Annotated in this window: 18 protein-coding genes; 9 read left to right on the forward strand and 9 right to left on the reverse strand. The window is 61.3% G+C overall.

Going from position 1 to position 22,964, the window contains the following annotated elements:
- Nucleotides 1–156 precede the first annotated feature (156 nt).
- Entirely contained in the window at nucleotides 157–1,470 is a 1,314-nt protein-coding gene (locus E0H22_RS09500) for a UDP-glucose dehydrogenase family protein (RefSeq protein ID WP_233025405.1), read from the reverse strand.
- 222 nt (nucleotides 1,471–1,692) lie between these two features.
- Between E0H22_RS09500 and E0H22_RS09505 the strand changes: the two genes are divergently transcribed.
- The 3 genes from E0H22_RS09505 (at nucleotide 1,693) to ahcY (ending at nucleotide 5,911) form a co-directional block, all read left to right on the forward strand.
- Entirely contained in the window at nucleotides 1,693–3,048 is a 1,356-nt protein-coding gene (locus E0H22_RS09505) for a hypothetical protein (RefSeq protein WP_233025406.1), read from the forward strand.
- A gap of 78 nt (nucleotides 3,049–3,126) precedes the next feature.
- Nucleotides 3,127–4,320 (forward strand): methionine adenosyltransferase, encoded by a 1,194-nt coding sequence (gene metK, locus E0H22_RS09510; protein ID WP_233025407.1) that lies wholly within the window; start codon nucleotides 3,127–3,129, stop codon nucleotides 4,318–4,320.
- A gap of 169 nt (nucleotides 4,321–4,489) precedes the next feature.
- The gene (gene ahcY, locus E0H22_RS09515) at nucleotides 4,490–5,911 is read left to right on the forward strand and encodes an adenosylhomocysteinase (RefSeq protein WP_233025408.1); all 1,422 of its coding nucleotides are present in this window, start codon (nucleotides 4,490–4,492) and stop codon (nucleotides 5,909–5,911) included.
- A gap of 84 nt (nucleotides 5,912–5,995) precedes the next feature.
- Here the strand turns inward: ahcY and E0H22_RS09520 are convergent, their stop codons facing one another.
- The 4 genes from E0H22_RS09520 to E0H22_RS09535 form a co-directional block, all read right to left on the reverse strand.
- Entirely contained in the window at nucleotides 5,996–6,952 is a 957-nt protein-coding gene (locus tag E0H22_RS09520) for a lysylphosphatidylglycerol synthase transmembrane domain-containing protein (RefSeq protein WP_233025409.1), read from the reverse strand.
- A 140-nt stretch (nucleotides 6,953–7,092) separates the two neighbouring features.
- On the reverse strand, nucleotides 7,093–7,791 hold the full coding sequence (locus tag E0H22_RS09525; RefSeq protein WP_233025410.1) for a fumarylacetoacetate hydrolase family protein: 699 nt from the start codon (nucleotides 7,789–7,791) through the stop codon (nucleotides 7,093–7,095).
- A 65-nt stretch (nucleotides 7,792–7,856) separates the two neighbouring features.
- Nucleotides 7,857–9,659, reverse strand: coding sequence for an ABC transporter ATP-binding protein (locus E0H22_RS09530; protein ID WP_233025411.1), 1,803 nt, complete (start codon nucleotides 9,657–9,659; stop codon nucleotides 7,857–7,859).
- 240 nt (nucleotides 9,660–9,899) lie between these two features.
- Entirely contained in the window at nucleotides 9,900–10,712 is an 813-nt protein-coding gene (locus E0H22_RS09535; RefSeq protein ID WP_233025412.1) for an outer membrane protein, read from the reverse strand.
- A gap of 278 nt (nucleotides 10,713–10,990) precedes the next feature.
- Between E0H22_RS09535 and E0H22_RS09540 the strand changes: the two genes are divergently transcribed.
- Nucleotides 10,991–11,968: an AraC family transcriptional regulator gene (locus E0H22_RS09540; RefSeq protein WP_233025413.1), complete on the forward strand. Its 978-nt coding sequence runs from the start codon at nucleotides 10,991–10,993 to the stop codon at nucleotides 11,966–11,968.
- Here E0H22_RS09540 and galE read toward each other — a convergent pair.
- A complete protein-coding gene (galE, locus tag E0H22_RS09545) occupies nucleotides 11,965–12,978 on the reverse strand; it encodes a UDP-glucose 4-epimerase GalE (RefSeq protein WP_233025414.1) in 1,014 nt (337 codons plus the stop codon). The two genes, E0H22_RS09540 and galE, sit on opposite strands and share 4 nt — an antisense overlap.
- A gap of 116 nt (nucleotides 12,979–13,094) precedes the next feature.
- Here galE and E0H22_RS09550 point away from each other — a divergent pair, with 116 nt between their 5' ends.
- Nucleotides 13,095–14,153, forward strand: coding sequence for a glycosyltransferase family 4 protein (locus E0H22_RS09550; RefSeq protein ID WP_233025415.1), 1,059 nt, complete (start codon nucleotides 13,095–13,097; stop codon nucleotides 14,151–14,153).
- A gap of 205 nt (nucleotides 14,154–14,358) precedes the next feature.
- Entirely contained in the window at nucleotides 14,359–15,276 is a 918-nt protein-coding gene (locus E0H22_RS09555; RefSeq protein WP_233026243.1) for a GDP-L-fucose synthase family protein, read from the forward strand.
- A 58-nt stretch (nucleotides 15,277–15,334) separates the two neighbouring features.
- On the opposite strand, the gene gmd is transcribed toward E0H22_RS09555, so the two are convergent.
- The 3 genes from gmd to waaF all read right to left on the reverse strand — a co-directional run bounded on the left by gmd (nucleotide 15,335) and on the right by waaF (nucleotide 18,410).
- Nucleotides 15,335–16,426, reverse strand: coding sequence for a GDP-mannose 4,6-dehydratase (gmd, locus tag E0H22_RS09560; protein WP_233025416.1), 1,092 nt, complete (start codon nucleotides 16,424–16,426; stop codon nucleotides 15,335–15,337).
- A gap of 392 nt (nucleotides 16,427–16,818) precedes the next feature.
- On the reverse strand, nucleotides 16,819–17,340 hold the full coding sequence (locus E0H22_RS09565; protein ID WP_233025417.1) for a D-glycero-alpha-D-manno-heptose-1,7-bisphosphate 7-phosphatase: 522 nt from the start codon (nucleotides 17,338–17,340) through the stop codon (nucleotides 16,819–16,821).
- The gene (gene waaF, locus E0H22_RS09570; protein WP_233025418.1) at nucleotides 17,337–18,410 is read right to left on the reverse strand and encodes a lipopolysaccharide heptosyltransferase II; all 1,074 of its coding nucleotides are present in this window, start codon (nucleotides 18,408–18,410) and stop codon (nucleotides 17,337–17,339) included. Before waaF ends, E0H22_RS09565 begins: the two co-directional genes overlap by 4 nt.
- A gap of 180 nt (nucleotides 18,411–18,590) precedes the next feature.
- Between waaF and rfaD the strand changes: the two genes are divergently transcribed.
- From rfaD to E0H22_RS09585, 3 genes are read left to right on the forward strand one after another with little or no spacing between them, the layout of a single operon-like run.
- On the forward strand, nucleotides 18,591–19,571 hold the full coding sequence (gene rfaD / locus E0H22_RS09575) for an ADP-glyceromanno-heptose 6-epimerase (RefSeq protein WP_233026245.1): 981 nt from the start codon (nucleotides 18,591–18,593) through the stop codon (nucleotides 19,569–19,571).
- 18 nt (nucleotides 19,572–19,589) lie between these two features.
- Nucleotides 19,590–21,056, forward strand: coding sequence for a D-glycero-beta-D-manno-heptose-7-phosphate kinase (rfaE1, locus tag E0H22_RS09580; protein ID WP_233025419.1), 1,467 nt, complete (start codon nucleotides 19,590–19,592; stop codon nucleotides 21,054–21,056).
- Entirely contained in the window at nucleotides 21,053–22,963 is a 1,911-nt protein-coding gene (locus E0H22_RS09585; protein ID WP_233025420.1) for a polysaccharide biosynthesis protein, read from the forward strand. The genes rfaE1 and E0H22_RS09585 overlap by 4 nt, the downstream gene beginning before the upstream one ends.
- The last annotated feature ends 1 nt before the right edge of the window (nucleotide 22,964 follow it).

The raw sequence follows: 22,964 nt of genomic DNA on the forward strand, positions 1-22,964 counted from the left end.
GCTTCCCGACCTTTGCCATCGAAATGCCCGGCTCGAGCCGGGCATTTTTATATGTGCCGTGTCATTGGTGGATGAGGCGAAGCCGTCATCCGCCGGCCGAACGCGTTTGGCAAAGAACGGCGGATGACGCTCCGCTTATCCGCTTTACGACCGAATTCAAATTCGCCCGCGGCCGACGCTCTCATACGTGAACCCGGCCTTCTCCATTTCGTCGGGCCGATACACATTGCGCAGGTCGACCATCACCGGCTGCTTCATCTTCGCTTTGAGCTGGGCGAGATCGAGCGCGCGGAACTGCTCCCATTCGGTGACGATGACGAGTGCATCGGCGCCGGTCGCGCAGGCATAGGCGTCGTCACAATAGGTGACGGAGGCGGGTAGTTCGGCTTTCGCCTGTTCCATGCCGACGGGGTCGTAGGCCTGCACGGTGGCGCCGAGATCCTGCAGCGCGGTAATCAGCGGGATCGAGGGGGCCTCGCGCATGTCGTCGGTGTTGGGTTTGAAGGTGAGGCCGAGCACGCCGACCGTCTTGCCGCGCAGGCTGCCGCCGAGCGCGTGCTGCACCTTGCGGGCCATGGCGCGCTTGCGGTTGTCGTTGACGGTGAGCACCGCTTCGACGATGCGCAGCGGCGCCTCATGATCCTGGCCCGTCTTCACCAGCGCGCGCGTATCCTTCGGAAAGCAGGAGCCGCCGAAGCCGGGACCCGCATGGAGAAACTTGGCTCCGATGCGGTTGTCGAGGCCGATGCCGCGGGCGACGTCCTGTACATCGGCGCCGGTCCGCTCGGCGAGGTCGGCGATCTCGTTGATGAAGGTGATCTTGGTCGCGAGGAAAGCGTTGGCGGCGTATTTGATCAGTTCGGCCGTGCGGCGGCCGGTATACATGATCGGCGCCTGGTTCAGGTAAAGTGGCCGGTAGATCTCGGCGATCACTTTTTGCGCGCGGTCGTCCTCGGTGCCGACGACGATACGGTCGGGATGCTTGAAGTCGCGGATCGCGGCACCCTCGCGCAGAAACTCCGGATTGGAGGCGACGGCGACATCGGCGGCCGGATTGGCTTCCTTGATGATGCGCTCGACGTCGTCGCCGGTGCCGACCGGGACGGTGGATTTGGTGATGACCACCGTGAAGCCGTTCACATTGGCGGCGATCTCGCGGGCGGCGGCGTGGACATAGGAGAGGTCCGCATGGCCGTCGCCGCGCCGGGACGGGGTGCCGACGGCGATGAACACGGCATCCGCCTTGGCGACCGGGTCTGCAAGATCGGTGGTGAATTCGAGCCGGCCGGCCTTCACATTGGCGGCGACCAGGGCGTCGAGGCCCGGCTCGTAGATCGGGATTTCGCCGCGTAGCAGCGCCTCGATCTTGTTCGCCGCCTTGTCCACGCAGGTCACGTGATGGCCGAAATCGGCAAAACAGGCTCCCGAAACGAGTCCAACATAACCGGTGCCGATCATCGCAATGCGCATGGAAATAACCTTGTCTGGAGCGTGCTGGAAGCAAGTGTGACGCTGCGGCGTCTTAGCAAAGCCGGGCGACTGGCGCACGACATTCTGGAGTGTCTACGGACCATTTCCCCCGTGGGCAAGCCGTGCTAGAGAGTGGGCAGAAGCCGTTTCTGCCCACTCTGTGCCGTGTGGCTGCCGCAAGTCGGCCACAGATCCTGCCGCAAGAAAGCCGCAAGAAATCGAATGAAAAACGACCAGATCCTCGCCACGATCGCCGATTTCTGCCGCCAGGCCGGCATGGCGGAATCGACCTTCGGCCGCCGCGCGGTGAATGACGGCAAGCTGGTCGCGCGCCTGCGCGAGGGCAAACGGATCACCATCGATACGCTCGAGCGCATCCAGGCTTTCATCGCCCAGTCGATGCCCGAAGGCGTGCCGCCGCCGCCGGGGCTGGAAGCGCCGATCGAGCGCCGCGACCCGCGCAGCAATTTCCGGTTCTTCGAAAACCGGCAGAAATACCTGCTGTTCGTGCACACCTGCTCGGAAAAGCGGGTGATCGCCGACCGCGTCGCGCTGGAGCTGGCCAACATCCATCCGCGTCCGCCGGCGCTGCGGGTGTTCGATGCGGGGGTCGGCGACGGCACCGTGCTGTCGCGCGTGATGCGCTCGATGCACGGCCGTTTCCCGCATATGCCGTTCTATATCGCCGGCAAGGAACTCAGCCTCGAAGATGCGCGCCTGACTCTCGACAAGATCCCGGATCGCCTGTTCGAGCATCCGGCCACGGTCTTCGTGCTGACCAACATGCACTATGCCGAGGCCCCCACGCTGACGCCGGCGTCTCCGACTGCGGCGGCGGCCATGATCTGGCACGAGGTTCCCCTCCGTGGGGCCTCATCGGGCGAATTCGCCGACCAGATCGCGAATCTTGGAGCTTTTCTTGAGGACAACTGGCGCGCCAGCATTAATCCGCGATCGGGCATGCCGACCTATGAACGCCCCGTGGCCTTGGTGGTTTATCGCGAGGATCACCGGTTCCTGCTCGATACCATCATCCCACGCGCCGGCCGCACCGAGGCCAATTTCGACCTGATTATTGCTTCGCAGCCCTATCGCGCGAAAAGTTCCGTTCAATTCCGCGCCCGCCGCATCATCGCGCCGCTGGCCCGGGCACTTAGAGCCGGTGGGCGGCTGATCGGGATTCATTCGCATGGGCAGGACCCCGGCATGGAGATCGTCCAAGCCGTCTGGCCCAAAGAAAATCCTTTCGCCGTCAGCCGGCATGAGCTATTGCGGGCGGTGAAATACGAGCTGGGCTCCGCCGGCCGCGATCTGAACTTCAATGCCTATTCCGACCAGCGGTCGATCTTTCGCTACGCCATGGAGGCGCTGCCGAACGAGGTCACCGGATCGATCGGGACATCGACGGCATTCGCAGCCTGGAACGCGGCGGTCTATGTGGCCCAAATCGAGGATGACCGTTTGACGGAAGTGACGCAGAGCGGCCGTTATCTGGATGCCACGAGAGAGGTTCTGCGCAAGCACAACGGTCTCTGGTTCTACGACGAATCCTACGTCATCTCGCGGCGTCGCGACTGACACCGAGAACATTCAAGAAATTCGCAAGAACTCAGCACGAAGCCTGCCATCTCCGGCGCAACCACAGAGGATCAGTTGATGCGCGCGTCTTATCTCTTCACCAGTGAATCGGTTTCCGAAGGCCATCCCGACAAGATCTGCGATCGCATCTCGGACGAGATCGTCGATCTGTTCTTCCGCGAAGGCCCGAAGGCTGGCATCGATCCTTGGGATATCCGCGCGGCCTGCGAAACCCTCGCCACCACCAACAAGGTCGTGATTGCCGGCGAGACCCGCGGTCCGTCGACCGTGACCAACGATCACATCGAAGCCGTCGTCCGCGCCGCCATCAAGGACATCGGCTACGAGCAAGACGGTTTCCACTGGAAGACCTGCGATATCGACATTCTGCTGCATCCGCAGTCGGCCGACATCGCGCAGGGCGTCGATGCCAAGCAGCCGACCAATGCCGAAGAAGGCGCTGGCGACCAGGGCATCATGTTCGGCTACGCCACCAACGAGACGCCTGAGCTGATGCCGGCGCCGATCTTCTACGCGCACAAGATTCTGCGCCTGATCTCGGAAGCCCGCCACAATGGCACCGAGAAGGTGCTCGGCCCGGACTCCAAGAGCCAGGTCACCGTGCAGTACGAAAACGGCAAACCGGTCGGCGTGCGCGAGATCGTCGTCTCGCATCAGCATCTCGTCGAGGACATGACCTCGAACCAGGTGCGCGAGCGCGTCGAGCCCTACGTGCGCAAGGCGCTGCCGGAAGGCTGGATCACCGACAAGACCATCTGGCATATCAACCCGACCGGCAAGTTCTTCATCGGCGGTCCTGACGGCGACGCTGGCCTGACCGGCCGCAAGATCATCGTCGACACTTACGGCGGTGCAGCTCCCCATGGCGGCGGCGCGTTCTCCGGCAAGGATTCCACCAAGGTTGACCGTTCGGCTGCCTATGCCGCGCGTTACGTGGCGAAGAACATCGTCGCTGCCGGCCTCGCCGACAAGGCGACGCTGCAGCTCGCTTACGCCATTGGCGTGGCGCGTCCGCTGTCGATCTATGTGGACACCCACGGCACCGGCAAGGTCGCTGACGACAAGATCGAGGCGGCCGTCGCGGCTGCGATGGATCTCACCCCGCGTGGCATCCGCAAGCATCTCGACCTCAACAAGCCGATCTATGCCCGCACCGCCGCCTACGGTCACTTCGGCCGTACGCCGGATGCAGATGGTGGCTTCTCCTGGGAGAAGACCGACCTCGTCGATGCGCTGAAGCGCAACGTCTAATCACAAGTGACGTCGTGGCCGGGCTTGACCCGGCCACCCAGCTTTTCTTCGGCGAAGTCGAAGATGGATGCCCGGGTCATCTAGCGAAGCCGCGCTTCGCGCTTTGCCCGGGCATGACGGAGAGAGACATTTCCAGCGCCCCTCGCGCTAACAACTAAGGACATCCCACATGACCGCACCCGCCGGTTTCACCGACTATATCGTCAAGGACATTTCGCTCGCCGATTTCGGCCGCAAGGAGCTCTCGATCGCCGAGACCGAAATGCCGGGCCTGATGGCCACTCGTGAAGAGTTTGGCCCGAAGCAGCCGTTGAAGGGCGCGCGTATCGCCGGTTCGCTGCACATGACCATCCAGACCGGCGTGCTCATCGAGACGCTGAAGGCGCTCGGCGCCGACATCCGCTGGGTCTCGTGTAACATCTACTCGACGCAGGATCATGCTGCCGCCGCGATCGCTGCCGCCGGCATTCCGGTGTTCGCCGTCAAGGGCGAAACCCTGAAGGACTACTGGGACTACACCGCAAAGCTGTTCGACTGGCACGGTGGCGGCCACCCGAACATGATTCTCGACGACGGCGGCGATGCCACCATGTATGTCCACCTCGGCCTGCGCGCCGAGAACGGCGACACAGCGTTCCTGGACAAGCCGGGTTCGGAAGAAGAGGAAGTGTTCTTTGCGCTGCTGAAGAAGCAGCTGAAGGAAAAGCCGAAGGGTTACTTCAAGGCGATCGCCGACTCGATCAAGGGGGTCTCGGAAGAGACCACTACGGGCGTGCATCGTCTGTACGACATGCAGAAGGCTGGCACGCTGCTGTGGCCCGCGATCAACGTCAACGACAGCGTCACCAAGTCGAAGTTCGACAACCTCTATGGTTGCCGCGAGTCGCTGGTCGATGGCATCCGCCGTGGCACCGACGTGATGATGTCGGGCAAGGTCGCCATGGTTGCCGGCTTCGGTGACGTCGGCAAGGGCTCGGCGGCTTCGCTGCGTCAGGCCGGTTGCCGCGTGCTGGTGTCCGAAATCGATCCGATCTGCGCGCTGCAGGCGGCGATGGAAGGCTATGAAGTTGTGACCATGGAAGACGCCGCGCCGCGCGCCGACATCTTCGTCACTGCGACGGGCAACAAGGACATCATCACCATCGAGCACATGCGTGCGATGAAGGATCGTGCCATCGTCTGCAATATCGGCCACTTCGACAACGAGATTCAGGTCGGTGCGCTGAAGAACCTGAAGTGGGACAACATCAAGCCGCAGGTCGACGAGATCACCTTCGCCGACGGCAAGCGCATGATCCTGCTGTCTGAAGGCCGCCTGGTGAATCTCGGCAACGCCACCGGCCACCCGTCCTTCGTGATGTCGGCCTCCTTCACCAACCAGACGCTGGCGCAGATCGAACTCTACGCCAACAACAAGGAAGGCAAATACAAGAAGGAAGTGTACGTGCTGCCGAAGTCGTTAGACGAGAAGGTCGCGCGCCTGCACCTCGCCAAGATCGGCGTCAAGCTGAGCACGCTGAGCAACGAGCAGGCGGCTTATATCGGCGTGAAGCAGGAAGGCCCGTTCAAGGCCGAGCACTATCGCTACTGAGTTCGCTCTGCAGAGCTGAATCAGAAAAGCCCCGGAGCGATCCGGGGCTTTTTATTTGGTCGGTCGGCAAGTTCGCGCGTTGCGCTATTTCGTTACATCCCCGGCTTTTCCATGCGTTGCGCTTTCCGCGCTTGAGAGCCAGAACAGGCCGCCAGTTGCCCCGACAATGAAAAAGACGATGCCGAAAAGAAGAGAGACGTTGATGCCTTCATTAGCCGAAAGACCAGCATAGGAAAAAGCGAGGCCCATCGATGCTTCGCGCAACCCCCATCCTGCGATCGAGATGGGGATCATCGTCACAATGATTACGGGTGGAACAATCTGGAGAACTTGTAGAAAAGTAGCCGGGGCCGCGATCGACCGAACGGCACACCAGGCAATGACAACCGTCAATACATGGATGAGTATCGAAAGCGCGGCGACGCGAGGGCCGGTTGTTCGATTGAATATCATACGGTTTGCGACAACCGCGGAGGCGTGAATATGATGCAGGAACCACAGGCGCTTAAACCATCCGATGCGCAATCCACCGAATAGGAGAAAGCCAAAGCCTGCGCCCAGGGCCAGAACGTCAATGGTGACGAGGGCCGATCGACCGACGGGATCGGTGATGAGTTCATAACTCCAAGGCAACGTCGCCAGGATCAAGATGGCCAGAGCGAGTAGCCCAAAGGCGCGGTCAACGAAGATTGAGTAGGTTGCCGCGCGCCAGCCGGCACCCCCGCGGGCCAGAAGCCACAGACGGATCGCATCACCGCCCATCGACGACGGCAGCGTCTGATTGAAAAAAGCTCCGATCATCGTGAATCGGAACGCTCGACTGACCGCGATAGGGGTATCGCAACTGGTGCAAATTGTTCGCCAGCGCAACGCGCTGGCGCAGGTGGCGACGTAAGCCAGCAAGATGGCAAGCAATAACCAGCCGAAACTCGCAGCATCGATTCGCGATAGGAGCTCGGCAAAGTCAACCTTTCGCAGGGCGAAATAGAGCAGGGCTGCCGTGACGAAAACTTTTATAGCCAAAATCAAAATACGACGCATCGCATCAATTCTTGTTCTGGAGCGTAACCGTGGCGAGCGCCCCGATCGCTTGTCTTTGACTGCTTCGAAAAATCCAAGAAGGAAGGCTCGACGGCTTCACAATGGCGAGATCGGTCGGCCTCCTAATTGGGCGGAGCGATCTATGTGGGCTCGCCGATCGAAAACCTCAGCGTGCCAATGCCGTCCACGCCGCACTCGACTTTGTCGCCAGGATTGAGCGCAGCCACACCCGCCGGGGTTCCGGTCAGGATGACGTCACCTGCGCCGAGCTCGACCTGCAGCGACAGCTTCGAGATGATCTCGGCGATGTTCCAGATCATTTCCGACAGATCGCCCTTCTGGCGCTCGGTGCCGTTCACCGACAGCCAGATCTTGCCCTTGGAGGGATGACCGGATTTCGAAGCCGGAATCAGCGCGCCTGTCGGAGCGGACATGTCGAATGACTTGCCGATCTCCCAGGGCTGCTCCTTCTTGCGCGAGATGGTCTGCAGGTCGCGGCGGGTGAGGTCGACGCTGACGCCATAGCCCCAGACGTGGTCGAGCGCCTGCTCGGGCGAGATGTTGAGGCCGCCGCTCTTGAGCGCCACCAGCAGCTCTACCTCGTGCTGCATGTCCTTGGTCAGGGTCGGATAGGGGATCACGCTCCCGTCGGCCACGGCCATGTCGGCATGCTTGGCGAAGAAGAAGGGCGGGTTGCGCTCGTCGTTGCCGAGCTCCCGGATGTGCTCGAGATAATTGCGGCCGACACACCAGACGCGGCGGACCGGGAATTTGGCGGTTTCGCCCTGGACGGCGATGGCGGCCTGCGGCGGCGGAGTGATCACATAGGAAGCGGTCATGAAGGGGTCTCGGACTGGTTGCAAATGACGTCGATCCGCCGTGAGGCGGCCCCGGCAGCGTCCTCTTACGCCGATGCGTCGAGGGGCGCCAGCGGGGAGGCTTCACGATGCTGCAGGCGGAAGAACGACGCATAGCGGCCATCCCGGCGCAGCAGGTCGTCGTGGCGGCCGCGCTCGACGATCTCGCCGCCTTCGACCACCAGAATGGCGTCAGCATGCATGATGGTGTGCAGGCGGTGCGCGATCACGATGGTGGTGCGGTTCTGGCAGAGATGCTCGATGGCTTCCTGCACCGCCTTCTCGGATTCGGAATCGAGCGCTGCCGTGGCTTCGTCCAGCAGGATCAGCGGTGCGTTCTTCACCAGCGCGCGGGCGATGGCGATGCGCTGGCGCTGGCCTCCTGACAGGGTGGTGCCGTGTTCGCCGACCGGCGTGTCATAGCCCTTGGGGAAGCTGAGGATAAAGTCGTGGGCACAGGCCGCCTTGGCAGCGGCGACGATTTCGTCCTCGGTTGCGCCCGGACGGCCGAACGCGATGTTCTCGCGGATGGTGCCGCGGAACATGTAGACGTCCTGGCCGACATAGGCGGTCTGGCTGCGCAGCGAGCGGCGGGAGACCTCGGCGGTATTCTGGCCGTCGATGACGATCTGGCCTTCGGAGACCTCATACATTCGCAGCAGCAACGCCAGCACGGTGGACTTGCCGCCACCGGAGGGGCCGACGAGGGCGGTCATCTTGCCCGGCTCGGCGACGAAGCCCATGCGGTTGAGCACGATTTCGCCGGGACGATAGCGGAAGGTGACGTCGCGCAGCTCGACGCGGGCGTCGGTGAGCTTGAGTGCCGGCTTATGATCGTCATTTGGCTCGGTGGCCGGGCTGTCCACGATCTCGAGCAGGGTTTGGGCGCCGATGAGCTGGCTGTTCAGGTCAATGTTCAACCGCGCCAGGCGCTTGGCCGGCTCATAGGCCAGCAGGAAGGCGGTGATGAAGGAGAAGAACTGGCCCGGTGTCGCACCCATGGCTACCACGCGATAGCCGCCATACATCAGCGCGCCTGCAATGGCGAAGCCGCCGAGGGTTTCCATCAGCGGCGAGGAGCGGCTGGAGACCCGCGCCATCTTATTGGCATTCTGCTCGACCGCGGCGATGCTGGCATCCATCCGCGCCTGCATCGTCTGTTCGAGCGTGAAGGCCTTTACCGTCCGGATGCCCTGCAGGGATTCCTGCATCACTTCGAGAATGTCGGCGGTGCCGGTGAACTGGTTGCGGGCGAGGCCCTTGATGCGGCGGACCAGTTTGCGCAGCACGAGGATCGCCGGCGGGGCGACGAGGAAGCCGGTAATCGCCATATACGGATCCTGCATGACCATCACGGCGACGAGGCCGATCAGCGAGAGCAGATCGCGGCCAATGGCATTGATCAGCAGGCTCAGCACCTGCGTCACCGAATTGGCGCCGGCGGTCAGGCGTTGCAGGAATTCGGAGGAGTGACGTTCGGAGAAGAATCCGATGCTCTCGCTCATCAGTTTGGCGAACAGACGGCGTTGATTGTTGGCGACGATGGCATTGGAGATCTTCGACAGGATCACCGTATGGCCATAGGTCGCGGCACCCTTGAGCAGGAAGATGAGAACCACGAAGCTCGAGAACAGCGCGATGCGCTCGATGCTCTTGTCCACATAGGCCTGGTTGATCACCTCGCCGAGCATATAGGCGGACAGGGCCGTGGTGGCGGCGGAGACGGCCATCAGCAGGAAGGCTGCCAGATATCGGCGCCAGTAGGCTTTCGCCTGCTCTGTGATCAAGCGACGGATCAGCGCCCAGGCGCCATGGGGATCGTCAGTGACTTTGCGTGTAACTTTGGCCATCCGCAGTCCAGGGAGCGCCTCACCGGTAGTCCGCGGCAGTCTGCGGGCCGCCAGTCAGCGTTGCGAAACAGCCGCCTGATTGCCCGTTAAAGCAAGGATTTTCAAGCCAAATCCGGTCTTGTCAGGACTTTGTTAACGCTCCAGCCAGCCTACCGAAGCGCCCAGATTACCGGATTTCCTGGCCCGGATATAGCGCAAGGTCCGGCTCCGTCGACGGAGCCGGACCTGGGTTCTGCCAGATCAAAACCGGTAGTTCACGCCTGCCTTCATGGTGTGGAACCTGGTTTCTACCTCGAGCAGGGAACTGGCGAAGAAGCCGTTGGCGACGTCGTTCACATTGGTCGCGGCCAGCCTGCTGCGGCCGAGATCGACATAGAGATATTCGGTCTTGAACGACCATTGCGGAGCGAAGGCGTATTCGAGGCCGGCGCCGGCCGTCCAGCCCCATTGTGTCCCGCCGTTGGAGGCAGCGGCGATCTGGCCGATGACGCCGTTCGGCCCGGTCAGGATGAAGTTGCCTGACGTATTAACCTGCCCATAGGCGCCACCGCCGGTGCCGTAGAGGAACAAGCGGTCCCAGGCATAACCAAGGCGGCCGCGGATGGTGCCGAACCATTCGACCTGCGAGCCGGTGCCGAAGGTCGCCGAAGTGACAACGCCATTGTTGTTGACGGTCTGGTTGCCTTCGAAACGGCCCTTGATGTCGGACCACTGGATGTCCGTTTCGATACCAGTCACGAACCCGTTCGAGAATTGATAATTGTAGCCGGCCTGGCCGCCGCCGAAGAAGCCGCTGGAGGTGAGGCTTAACTTGCCGGCGCTGCTGGTGACCAGCGCCGGGGCTTCCGCCTGCAATTGGCGTTGCGTCGCGCTGAACGGATAGTCGAACCTGTCGCCGCCATAGCCGACATTGGCCCCGATATAGAAGCCGGTCCAGGAAAACGCGGCCACCGGAGCGATCGGGGTCTTGACCGGATAGGCCATATCGGCCGCGGCGGCGGGGGCGATGGCTACGCCGAGAACAAGCGCAGCGCCGAGTGTGGTTCGCTTCATCGTGTCGTTCCTCAGTTTCTGGCGCGATGTACGGCGATCGAGTCGCCGCTGCTGCGCGATTGCATGCGCTCACGATGACAGAAACCGTGCGGAGGTCTTGTTGGGGGGCGCAGCGGAATTTAGTTCACGCGCAGTGCTGCTGAACTTCGTGGCGCTGTGGCGGCTTCGCAACAGCACATATGCGCATTGCGCGTTGAGAAGTCGCAGCCTCCACTTACACTTTTACGCGTGGTGAAATCGAAGGCGCTGCTACACTTTCAAGGAAAACGAGAGAGCGCATGCAGCAGGCCAGTTTCGTCTCTGACGACTTCGATCCCAGGCTCGACGATCGCGAGAAGTTCGCACATTGGTGCGACAACATGGAGGCGCTGACCTGTTGCGTCGATATCACGCGCAACGAGGACCGGCCGTTCTCCGCATTCGTGCATTGGTCCGATTTCGGCAGCCTTCAGGTGTCGCGCTTCGGTGGCCCATTCAGCCGGATACGGCGCTCGAAGACCGCGATTTCGCGCGGGCCAGATGATGATTTCTGTCTCCTGTTCCACCACGGCAGCGGCACCTTCAGCATCGACCATGTGGGACGCGAGATGGTGCTGCCGTCCGAGCGCGCGTTTCTCGGCACCAACGGGCTGCCGGCCGATATGCGTTCGGATGCCGGTTTTCGTTCGTCGACGCTGACAGTGAGTCGTTCACGCTTGCTGCCGCTCGTCGGCCATGCAGACGAACTCCTGGCGAAATCGCTCGACGAAAGCAGCCCTGCGGTCGCGCATCTGCGGCGGACTATCGACATCGCCGTGGATCTGCAGCGCGGTGCGCACGATGCGCAGCTCGACGCACATATCGTCACGACGCTGCTGGACCTGACGGCACTTGCGCTCGGTGCACGCGGTGATGCTGCGGAGCAGGCCTCGATGCGCGGCCTGCGCGCGTCGCGTACGCAGGAAATCATTGCGGAGATCGACCGCAGATTTGCCGATCCCGGCTTCTCCATCGGCCAGGTCGCGCGGCGACTCGGGCTGTCGCCGCGTTATCTGCAGGACCTGCTGCAGGAAACCGGATTGAGCTTCACGGACCGTCTGCTCGAGCGGCGACTGCAACATGCGATGCAGCTCCTGACCAGCGAGGCCGGAGACCGGATGAAGATCGGCGAGATCGCGCTCGCCTGCGGTTTCAACGAGATATCCTACTTCAACCAGCGCTATCGGCGTCGTTTCGGTGAGACGCCGAAGCAGTCGCGGCGCTGGCCGGTGTCTTAGGCCGATTGCGCCATCAATTCGATGCCGAAACGCTCTCGGGCGAGTTTTTCTTCCCAGGCCAGCGCGTGACGGGCGATGGTCTCGAGGTCGTCGAATTGCGGCATCCAGTTCAGGGTGGCGCGGATGCGCGAGGTGTCGGCGATCATCGTCATGATGTCACCATCGCGCCGCGGGGCGAATTGGACGGCGAAGTTGCGACCTGATGCACGACGTACGGCTTCGATGGTCTCCAGCACCGAATAGCCGCGGCCATAGCCGCAATTCAGCGTGGTCGAGGTGCCGCCGCTGCGCAGATAAGCGAGCGCGGCGCGATGGGCCTCGACGAGATCGCTGACGTGGATGAAATCGCGAATGCAGCTGCCATCCGCCGTCGGATAGTCGGTGCCGTAGACGTCGATCTTGCTGCGCTGGCCGGTGGCGGCTTCCACCGCGATCTTGAGCAGATGCGTGGCGCCCATGGTGGCGAGGCCGGTGCGGCCGTGCGGATCGGCTCCGGCGACATTGAAGTAACGCAGGACGACGAATTCCATGCCGTAGGCCGGCGCGATGTCGTGCAGCATGATTTCGGTCATCAGTTTCGATGAACCGTAGGGCGATAGCGGCCGCGTCGGCGCATCTTCGGCGACGGGCGTGAAATCCGGATTGCCGTAGACGGCGGCGGTGGATGAGAAAATGAAGCGCTTGACGCCGCACTTCACCGCCGCATTCAGCAGGTTGCGCGACGTCATGGTGTTGTTGCGATAGTAGCTGAGTGGATCGCGCATGGAATCCGGTACGACGACCGAGCCGGCAAAATGGATGATGGCGTCGACGCCATGCGCCTGGATCACGCCTTCGACGAGATTCTCGTCGGCGACGTCGCCGATGAACAGCGGCACACCTTCGGGCAGATAGGTGGAGAAGCCGGTGGAGAGATTGTCGATCACAACGACATTCTCGCCGGCTTCCACCAGCGCGTGCACCATGTGACTTCCGATATAACCGGCGCCGCCGGTGACCAGCACCGTCATCTGGATGGTCTCGCTCTCCTGTTTCCCGAACGATAGACGTTTCGCGATGAAGAGCGGGTTTCGGCACGTGGTTACTGGTCTCTATGCTTAATGTTGCGTATAGGAACCGGAGCGGAATGGAGTTCTCTGTGCCGATTGCGGGCAAAACAGCCGAAAAACTGCAGGTGATCATCGCCAATCTGCATTGGCGCTACTCCGGTGTGACGGCAACCAACCGCATGGTGGCACCGCAACTTGCCGCCATGATCGACGCCGCGTGGCTCGGAACCGATGCGCCCGATGGCATCAGGCGCATGGGCTTCGGTGAATTGCTGACATTATGGACGCGACGCATGCCCGTCGTCTGGCATGCGCGGCGCAACAACGAGATGATCGTGGGTGTTTTTCTCCGCGCACTCGGCTGGCCGCTGAAACTGCTCTTCACCTCGGCTGCGCAGCGGCATCACAGCTGGATCACCCGCTGGCTGATCCGCCGCATGGATGCGATCATCGCGACGTCGGACGCCTCGGCGTCGTATCTCAAACGTGAGGCGACGGTGGTGATGCATGGCGTCGACACGGATCGCTACGCGCCGCCGGCCGATCGTGCGGCGGCTTTCGCTGAAGGGCGACTGCCGGGACGCTATGCGATCGGCTGCTTCGGGCGGGTGCGCGCACAGAAGGGCACCGATCTGTTCGTCGATGCCATGTGCGCGCTGCTGCCGCGCTATCCGGATTTCAGCGCTGTCATCGTCGGCGCGATCACGCCGGACCAGATCGGATTTGCAAATGGGTTGCGCAGGAAGATCGCCGACGCCGGCCTGCAGGATCGCATCGTGATCACCGGCGAGTTGCCGATCGAGGAAGTCGAGCGCTGGTATCGTCGGTTGACGATCTACGCATTCACCTCGCGGAACGAGGGCTTCGGGCTCACGCTCATCGAGGCGATGTCGGTCGGCGCTGCGCTCGTTGCGGCACGCGCCGGTGCTGCCGAGATCGCGGTGGACGATGGTGTCACCGGAACGCTGGTGCCGACCGGCGACGCGAAAGCTCTGACGGATGCGATCGAGCCGCTGATGCGCGATCCGGACGCTGCACGCGCCATGGGAGAGCGCGGACGCCAGCGTGTGCTTGATAAATTCAGCCTTGATGCTGAAGCGCGCGGCATCGCTGCGGTCTATCGCAGGTTCGTCTGATCATCAGGCCCGGAAGCATGAGTTTTCTGTAGCACTCGTGGCTCGATGCGGCGGTCAATCTGCCTGTTGTTTAAGCTGTGAGAATGGCATTTGGCGGAGATGCGTGCTACGTTTCATCTAATCGATCGTGTTCAGGAATTTTATCTTGATCCCATATGTCTATGATCTAGCTGGAAAAAAGATTTTTGTCGCGGGTCATCGCGGCATGGTTGGGTCGGCGATCATACGTCGTTTGGCGGCTGAGAATTGCGAAGTGCTGATCGCCGAGCGCAAAGATGCTGATCTTCTCGACGAGCTCCAGACCAAGCGCTGGCTTGCGAAGACCAGGCCCGATGTGGTCGTCCTGGCTGCGGCAAAGGTTGGCGGTATCGGTGCCAATAATGCGCTGCCTGTCGACTTTCTTTGCGAGAACATGCGGATTCAGTTGAACGTTATTCAGGGCAGTCATGACGCCGGAGTGAATCGCCTGCTGTTTCTGGGGTCGTCTTGCATCTATCCGAAGTTCGCGAAGCAACCCATCAGTGAGAATGAGTTGTTGACCGGTGCGTTGGAGCCAACCAATGAGTGGTACGCAATCGCGAAGATCGCCGGTCTAAAGATGTGTCAAGCCTATCGTCAGCAATTTGGCCGAGATTATATTTCGGCGATGCCGACCAATCTTTATGGCCCGGGTGATAACTATCACCCCGAGCACAGTCACGTCCCTGCAGCGCTGCTCCGTCGCTTCCATGAAGCCAAGCTCAATGATGCGCAGGAAGTTGCGGTATGGGGAACGGGCGCACCGTTGCGCGAATTTCTATACGTGGATGATATGGCCGATGCTTGCGTGTTTCTGCTCAAGCACTATTCCGAGTGGGAGCCTATCAACATAGGTACCGGAGACGAAGTCTCGATTGGTGAGTTCGCGAAAAGGGTCGCGGAAGCCGTCGGCTATCGCGGTAAGCTGACATTTGATACTACGAAGCCTGATGGAACGCCGCGCAAGCTGCTTGATAGTTCTCGATTGTTGGCGCTTGGTTGGAAGCCAAGAGTAACACTACGAGAAGGATTACCGAAGGCGCTCGATGATTTTCTGGGCGGCGGAGGGAGGTATCGATTTGCGAGCTGCGACGTGGCTGAATAGAAAACTGAAATATCAAGCGGGCGAAGCCAACTCTTGGTGCATTCGCGCTCCGTTCATTTTATTCGTGACGTGCGTAGTAGCGGAAGCCGTGACGCTTGATGAGTTCGTCACGTTCAGCTGATCGAAGATCCTCTTGTATCATCTCAGTCACTAGAGACTGGAATGAGGTCTTGGGTACCCAGCCGAGTTTTTCTTTCGCCTTAGTGGGGTCGCCGAGTAGAGTTTCCACTTCTGCCGGTCGGAAGTATCGAGGATCCACCGCAACGATGCATTGTCCGTTGGTGGCATCGTATCCTCTCTCGTCTAGGCCCTTGCCCTCCCAACGAATCTTGATGCCAACCTCTCTGGCGGCAATATCGACAAACTCGCGGACCGAATGTTGCTCGCCCGTGGCGATCACGAAATCTTCAGGCTTGTCCTGCTGCAACATCAGCCATTGCATTTCGACATAGTCGCGTGCGTGGCCCCAGTCCCGCAGCGCGTCGAGGTTCCCGAGATATAGCCGATCCTGAAGGCCAAGTTTGATGCGGGCGATGGCGCGCGTAATTTTTCGAGTCACGAAGGTTTCGCCGCGTACCGGCGATTCGTGGTTGAACAGAATGCCGTTACACGCGTACATGCCATAGGCCTCGCGGTAGTTTACTGTGATCCAGTAGGCATAGAGCTTTGCGACCGCATAAGGAGATCGCGGATAGAACGGCGTGCTTTCCTTTTGGGGAATCTCTTGGACCAGACCGTAAAGCTCTGACGTTGATGCTTGATAGAAACGCGATCTTTGGTCGAGTTTGGTAATGCGCATAGCTTCAAGAATGCGCAGCGCGCCAAGCGCGTCCGAATTGGCGGTGTATTCCGGCTCCTCAAAAGAGACCGCGACATGGCTCTGGGCGGCGAGATTGTAAATTTCGTCTGGCTGTACTTGCTCGACAATACGGATCAGGCTCGACGAGTCAGTCAGGTCACCATAGTGGAGTTTAAAACGAGATCCTTGTTCGTGCGGATCTTGATAGAGATGATCGATGCGGTCAGTGTTGAAGAGCGAGGTGCGGCGTTTGATGCCGTGAACCGCATAGCCCTTGGCGAGAAGTAGCTCGGCGAGATAGGCGCCATCTTGGCCCGTTATGCCGGTAATAAGCGCTGTTTTCCTCGTCATAGAATACCTGTTCGATTGGCTCTAATACGTAACTGTAATGAGCCCTGCTTCGCCGAAAAAGCACGGCATCTTTTGAGTTCTCGAGATCTAGGCGGGGCTGTCATGTGCCTTAAAGGCAGGTCGGCAATGCTCTGCGACATATACCCACACGACACCTCATCACGAACGCTTGCCAGAACGGTCATTCAGACGCAAGGCGTTCATGTCGATCACCGTCTCTCAAGATGGGCTTAGACGCTATGCACAGTTTGCATGAGGAACGATAAGAATGCTAAATACTTCAGAGTGTTATTTTGGGTTTTTTTGGGGGGGAGGCTTGTAGAGTTGGGTGAAGGGCGGGGCTCGATCCCGCCAGAAAGCTGAACTGTGCGATTTACTGACATTCTGCAGGCTCATTGGGTCTTCAAAATATCCGCCACGAAGGCATCGAGGTCTCCGCCGGCAAACAGGTAGCCTGGAAGATGCGCGGCGGTTGCCGCTTCGATATCGCTGTCGCGATCGCCGATGACGAAACTGCCTTCAGGTATGACCGCCCAGTGTTGCATGAGGTCGAGGATCATGCCGGGCTTTGGTTTGCGCCAGGGATGATCTTCCAGATACCCCTCGACGATCCCGCTCGGATGGTGCGGGCAGTAGCGGACGTCGTCGATAACAGCACCTTTTTTGCCGAGCTCTCTCCGCATCCAGTCGAGCAGTTCGTTGAGTTCATCCTCGGTGAAATAGCCACGCGCGACACCGGACTGGTTGGTGAAGACGAAGACGTGATAGCCGGCGTCGTTGAGCCGCTTCACCGCCTTCGCCGCATTCGGCATCCAGCGGATTTTCTCCGGGTGCCCGACATAGTTGTCGTCGTAATTCAGCACGCCATCGCGATCGAGAAAGGCGGCAGGCTTGTGTTGCTTGATCGACGTCATGAGGACACGCCGAAGGCTTCGGCTTTTGCCATGATAGTCTGGATGATGTCGGCGACATCGGCTGCCGGGATGTCGCGCATGCAGGCGTGATTGTTCTGGTGGCAGACCGGCGTATGGCAGGGCTGGCACGGTACGACGGTCCTGGTCTGCACGGTGGCGGCGAGGGGATTGAGCGGGCCCCACAGATGCGGGCTGGTGGGGCCGAAAATGCCAACGGTCGGCGTGCCCACTGCGGCGGCGATGTGCATCAGGCCGGAATCGTTGGCGACGGCGACTTGGGCGGCGGCCATGCCGATCACGCCGTTACGCAGATCGTTCGTGGTGAGATCGCGTGCCCGTGGACCGGCCGCGGCGACAATCTCGTTGGCAAGATCCTTCTCCCCGGGGCCGCCGATCACCCAGACGTCATAACCGCGCTCTACCAGCAGCTTCGCCGCCTCGGGATAATAGGTCCAGCGCTTGGACGAGCCGACCGAGCCGGGGCCGAGGGCCACGGCCGGGCCGGTACCAAGCCCGTTGGCCTGCCGCCAGCGGGCGATTTCATCGGCAGGAACGCGAAAATCCGGAACGGGCCACTCGGCCGGCAATTCGGTGCCCGGCGGTAGCGCCAGTGCGCATTTGCGGTCGATCATGCGCGTGAGCTTCTTTTCGCCCCAGCGCCAGTCATTGAGCAGGCCAAAGCGAACCTCGCCGACGAAGCCGATGCGCTCCGGAATGCCCGCCAGTGCCGGGGCGAGGGCGGATTTCCATGTCCGCGGCATGATCAGGGCGGTGCCGTAGTTACGCTCGCGCATCAGCGCGGCGAGTTCCCATTGTTTTGCGAGCGCCAGCTGGCCGCGCGGCAGATCCCAGACGATCCCGGAGCGCACGCCGGGCATATAGTCCACCAAGGGGGCCACCAGCTTGGTCACCAGGAGGTCGATCGGCCGGTTCGGCCAGCGCTGTTTCAGTACCCGCACCACGGTATGACCGCGGACGAAGTCGCCGATCCACATATAGGGCACGATCAGGATCGGCCGGATATCCTCCGCATCCACCGTCACGCCCGGATATGGGGTATTTTGGGTCATGGTTTCAAAGACTTCGCGTATGGCTTAAGTCAGTCGGTAGCCCGTCCGCCCGGGGCAGACAAGCGGTTTGGAAAGATGTCAGATGATGTCTCCACCGGCTTCACGTCATCTGGTGGCCCAAGTTGCCTGCAGGGCGGGACTGGGGCAAAGGTGGCGGCACAGGACGTATATGGGGATTTCATGCTGCTGGTAACCGGAGGGGCCGGTTTTATTGGATCGAATGTGGTGGCGGCGCTGAATGACGCCGGCCGCGCCGATGTCGCCGTGTCCGATTTTCTCGGCCATGACGGCAAATGGCGGAACCTGGCCAAACGGCAGCTTGCCGACGTGGTGCCGCCGGGCGAGCTGATGGAGTGGCTCAAGGGCCGCCGGCTCGACGCTGTCATCCATATGGGAGCGATCTCCGAGACCACGGCGACAGACGGCGACCTCGTCGTCGAGACCAATTTCCGCCTCTCCATGCGGTTGCTCGACTGGTGCACCACCAACGGCGTGCCGTTGATCTATGCGTCATCCGCGGCGACCTATGGCGATGGGGCACAGGGCTTTCGCGATGCGGACACCGTGTCCGAGCTGAAGACGCTGCGCCCGATGAACCTTTACGGCTGGAGCAAGCACCTGTTCGACCTTGCGGTGGCCGAGCGCGCTGCCCGCGGCGAGCCGATGCCGCCGCAATGGGTGGGCCTGAAATTCTTCAATGTGTTCGGGCCCAACGAGTATCACAAGGGCGGCATGATGAGCGTGCTGACCCGGCGCTTCGACGATATCAAGGGCGGCCGCGGCATCCAGCTGTTCAAGTCGCATCGCGAGGGCATTGCGGATGGCGATCAGCGCCGCGACTTCATCTATGTCGAGGATGTCGTCCGCGTCATCCTGTGGCTGCTGGCAACGCCTCGTGTCAGTGGCATCTACAATGTCGGCACCGGCACGGCGCGCAGCTTCAAGGATCTGATGCTGGCCGCCTATGCGGCGCTCGGCACCGCGCCTGATATCGATTATATCGATATGCCCGAACAGATTCGCGACAGCTATCAGTATTTCACGCAGAGCGAGGCCGATCGGCTGCGCGCCGCCGGCTATAATGGTGGTTTCACCCGTCTGGAGGATGCGGTGATGCATTATGTGACGCACTATCTCGATATGCCCGATCGCTTTCGCTGACGTCCAGGTTCCGGTGTGATGTTCGACTTTGACGCCCTGTCCCATTTGCTTCCGAAGCAGACGGTGCTCTGCATCGGCGATCTCATGCTGGACGAATTCGTCTATGGCGAGGTGTCGCGCATCTCGCCGGAAGCGCCGGCACCGGTGATTGCCGCGCAGCGCAGCGAGATCGTGATCGGCGGCGCGGGTAATGTGGCGCGCAATATCGCGGCGCTCGGTGCCCGCTGCATTTTCGTCGGCCTGATCGGCGCTGACGACGCGGCGGAGACGCTGAAGCGGCATCTCGCGCAGGAGAGTGGCATCGAGGCGCTGCTGGTAATCGATGCCTCGCGCCCGACCACACGAAAAGTGCGTTTTGTCTCCGAGCATTTCTCGACCCATATGCTGCGCGCCGACTGGGAGCTGGCGAGGCCGGCCTCAGCCGAGATCGAGAAGCAATTGCTCGACGTCATCCTGCCGCAGATCGTCCGTGCCGATATCGTGCTGCTGTCGGATTATGCCAAGGGCGTGCTGACTGCGCGGGTGATCCGCAATGTGATCGACGCAGCGAAGAAATTCGGAAAGCGCGTGATCGTCGATCCGAAGAGCGCGAATTTCGCCATCTATCGCGGCGCCACGCTGCTGACGCCAAACCGCAAGGAATTTGCCGAGGCCACTCGCAGCCGTGCCGATACCGAGATCAATATTGCCGCAGCCCAGGAGGCGATGATCCTCGCCGATTGCGCCGCCATGCTGGTGACCCAGAGCGAGCACGGCATGACACTGGTTGCGCGCGATGGCGAGGCGATTCATGTGCCGGCCATGTCGGCGAAAGTACGCGACGTTTCCGGCGCCGGCGACACCGTCGCAGCGATGCTGGCTGTTGCACTCGCGGTCGGGGCGGATTGGGAAACGGTGCTCCGCCTCGCGGCGGCGGCCGCCGCCGTGGCCGTCGGCAAGCAGGGGACGGCGGTCGTCCTGCCGCAGGAGCTGCGTCGCAAGGTGCTGCCGCATGCGACTTTGGCGGCCGAAGACAAGATCGTCGCCGCGGAAGATCTCGCAGCCCGGCTCGATGGCTGGCGTCAGGAACAGTTGCGGGTCGGTTTCACCAATGGCTGTTTCGATATCCTGCATCCCGGCCACGTCAAGGTGTTGACCGCAGCGCGCGCGACCTGCGACCGCCTCATCGTCGGCCTCAACAGCGACTCGTCGGTGAAGCGCCTCAAGGGGCCAGATCGTCCCGTTCAGGACGAGCGCGCCCGTGCCGAAGTGCTGGCGGCGCTGGAGGCGGTGGATCTTGTTGTCATCTTCGACGAAGACACGCCGATCAGGCTGATAGAGACGATCTTGCCCTCGACTTTGGTGAAGGGCGGCGACTACACCCGTGAACAGGTGGTCGGCCACGAGATCGTCGCCGCGAATGGCGGCGAGGTGGTCATCGTCGATATCCTGCAGGGGCACAGCACAACCTCGCTGGTCGAACGGGCGCGCAGCGGGAAGTCATGACGCGTATTTCGAGCTTCACCATCCGCAATTGGGTCATTGCGGTCCATGATGCCATCGTCACTGCCGCAGCGGTGGTGCTGGCCTTCGTGCTGCGCTTCGATGGCGAGAACCTGCTGGACCGCCTGCCCTTGCTGCTGACGATCCTGCCCTATTTCGTCATCTTCAGCTTTCTTGTCTGTTACGTCTTCAACCTGACGACGACGAAGTGGCGCTTCATCTCGCTGCCGGATCTACTCAATATCATCAAGGCCTCGACGGTTTTGACCGGTGCGCTGCTCGTGCTCGACTATATTTTCCTCGCGCCGAACGTTTACGGAACCTTTTTTCTCGGCAAGACCACCATCATCATTTACTGGTTCCTTGAGATCTTTTTTCTAAGCGGATCGAGGCTGGCCTATCGCTACTTCCGCTATTCGCGCACGCGTAACAAAGCGCGCGCGACGGATGCTGCGCCCGCCTTGCTGATCGGCCGCGCTGCCGATGCCGAGGTGTTTTTGCGCGGGATCGAAAGCGGGGCGGTGAAGCGGATGTGGCCGGTCGGCATTCTCTCTCCGGCCCTGTCGGATCGCGGACAGACGATCCGTGGTGTCCCTGTGTTGGGCGGTCTCGACGATCTCAGCAACGTCATCGACGACTTCAAGCATCGCCAGCGCTCTATCGAGCGGGTGGTGATGACCCCGTCCGCATTCGAGGACGAGGCTCAGCCTGAGTCGATCCTGATACGATCGCGCAAGCTCGGTCTTGCGGTGAGCCGGATTCCGACACTGGAAGAGAGTCGCGACATCCCGCAGCTCGCGCCGGTGGCGGTGGAAGATCTGCTGCTGCGGCCGAGCGTAAAGATCGACTATGCGCGCCTGGAAAGCTTTGTGCGCGGCAAGGCTGTGATCGTGACAGGCGGCGGCGGCTCCATCGGCTTCGAGATTTGCGACCGCGTTGTCACTTTCGGCGCGGCGCGGCTGCTGATCATCGAAAATTCGGAGCCGGCATTGCATGCGGCGCTGGAGAAGCTCGCTGCGAAAGTGACAAGCGCGGTGATCGAAGGCCGCATTGCCGATATACGCGATCGCAAGCGCATCCATCAACTGATGGAGGTCTTCAAGCCTGACGTCGTGTTCCACGCCGCAGCGCTGAAGCATGTGCCGATCCTGGAGCGCGACTGGGGCGAGGGGGTCAAGACCAACATCTTCGGCTCGGTGAATGTCGCGGATGCGGCGTTGACCTCGGGGGCCGAGGCCATGGTGATGATTTCGACGGACAAGGCGATCGAACCGGTTTCGATGCTCGGTCTCACCAAACGGTTCGCCGAAATGTATTGCCAGGCGCTCGATGGCGATGTTGCGGCGAGCGCTGTCGGCAAGCCACGCATGCGGCTGATCTCGGTACGTTTCGGCAACGTGTTGGCGTCGAACGGCTCGGTCGTTCCGAAGTTCAAGGCGCAGATCGAGGCCGGCGGCCCGGTGACCGTAACGCATCCGGATATGGTGCGCTACTTCATGACCATTCGCGAAGCCTGCGACCTGGTCGTGACAGCCGCGACGCATGCGAAGAACGCGCAGCATTCCGACGCATCGGTCTATGTGCTCAGCATGGGCCAGCCGGTGAAGATCGTCGATCTCGCCGACCGCATGATCCGGCTCTCCGGCCTGCAGCCCGGATACGACATCGACATCGTGTTCACCGGCGTGCGGCCGGGCGAGCGTATGCACGAAATCCTGTTCGCCGAGCAGGAGCCCACGGCGGAGATCGGCCTTGCCGGCATCATGGCTGCAAAGCCGAAGGAATTGCCGCTGGATGTGCTCAATGCATGGCTTGCCACGCTACGCACGGCGATCGACGCCAATCAGCATGACGTCGTGGTCGCAATCCTGAAGGACGCGGTGCCGGAATATCGCGTTCCGGCGGAATGAT

Source organism: Rhodopseudomonas boonkerdii (genome assembly GCF_021184025.1).
Taxonomy (GTDB): domain Bacteria; phylum Pseudomonadota; class Alphaproteobacteria; order Rhizobiales; family Xanthobacteraceae; genus Tardiphaga; species Tardiphaga boonkerdii.

Bases quoted from the DNA above. Each gene is read 5' to 3' on its own strand.
- E0H22_RS09500 (WP_233025405.1), bottom strand. From the start codon at position 1,470: ATGCGCATTGCGATGATCGGCACCGGTTATGTTGGACTCGTTTCGGGA.
- E0H22_RS09505 (WP_233025406.1), top strand. From the start codon at position 1,693: ATGAAAAACGACCAGATCCTCGCCACGATCGCCGATTTCTGCCGCCAG.
- metK (WP_233025407.1), top strand. From the start codon at position 3,127: ATGCGCGCGTCTTATCTCTTCACCAGTGAATCGGTTTCCGAAGGCCAT.
- ahcY (WP_233025408.1), top strand. From the start codon at position 4,490: ATGACCGCACCCGCCGGTTTCACCGACTATATCGTCAAGGACATTTCG.
- E0H22_RS09520 (WP_233025409.1), bottom strand. From the start codon at position 6,952: ATGCGTCGTATTTTGATTTTGGCTATAAAAGTTTTCGTCACGGCAGCC.
- E0H22_RS09525 (WP_233025410.1), bottom strand. From the start codon at position 7,791: ATGACCGCTTCCTATGTGATCACTCCGCCGCCGCAGGCCGCCATCGCC.
- E0H22_RS09530 (WP_233025411.1), bottom strand. From the start codon at position 9,659: ATGGCCAAAGTTACACGCAAAGTCACTGACGATCCCCATGGCGCCTGG.
- E0H22_RS09535 (WP_233025412.1), bottom strand. From the start codon at position 10,712: ATGAAGCGAACCACACTCGGCGCTGCGCTTGTTCTCGGCGTAGCCATC.
- E0H22_RS09540 (WP_233025413.1), top strand. From the start codon at position 10,991: ATGCAGCAGGCCAGTTTCGTCTCTGACGACTTCGATCCCAGGCTCGAC.
- galE (WP_233025414.1), bottom strand. From the start codon at position 12,978: ATGACGGTGCTGGTCACCGGCGGCGCCGGTTATATCGGAAGTCACATG.
- E0H22_RS09550 (WP_233025415.1), top strand. From the start codon at position 13,095: ATGGAGTTCTCTGTGCCGATTGCGGGCAAAACAGCCGAAAAACTGCAG.
- E0H22_RS09555 (WP_233026243.1), top strand. From the start codon at position 14,359: ATGGTTGGGTCGGCGATCATACGTCGTTTGGCGGCTGAGAATTGCGAA.
- gmd (WP_233025416.1), bottom strand. From the start codon at position 16,426: ATGACGAGGAAAACAGCGCTTATTACCGGCATAACGGGCCAAGATGGC.
- E0H22_RS09565 (WP_233025417.1), bottom strand. From the start codon at position 17,340: ATGACGTCGATCAAGCAACACAAGCCTGCCGCCTTTCTCGATCGCGAT.
- waaF (WP_233025418.1), bottom strand. From the start codon at position 18,410: ATGACCCAAAATACCCCATATCCGGGCGTGACGGTGGATGCGGAGGAT.
- rfaD (WP_233026245.1), top strand. From the start codon at position 18,591: ATGCTGCTGGTAACCGGAGGGGCCGGTTTTATTGGATCGAATGTGGTG.
- rfaE1 (WP_233025419.1), top strand. From the start codon at position 19,590: ATGTTCGACTTTGACGCCCTGTCCCATTTGCTTCCGAAGCAGACGGTG.
- E0H22_RS09585 (WP_233025420.1), top strand. From the start codon at position 21,053: ATGACGCGTATTTCGAGCTTCACCATCCGCAATTGGGTCATTGCGGTC.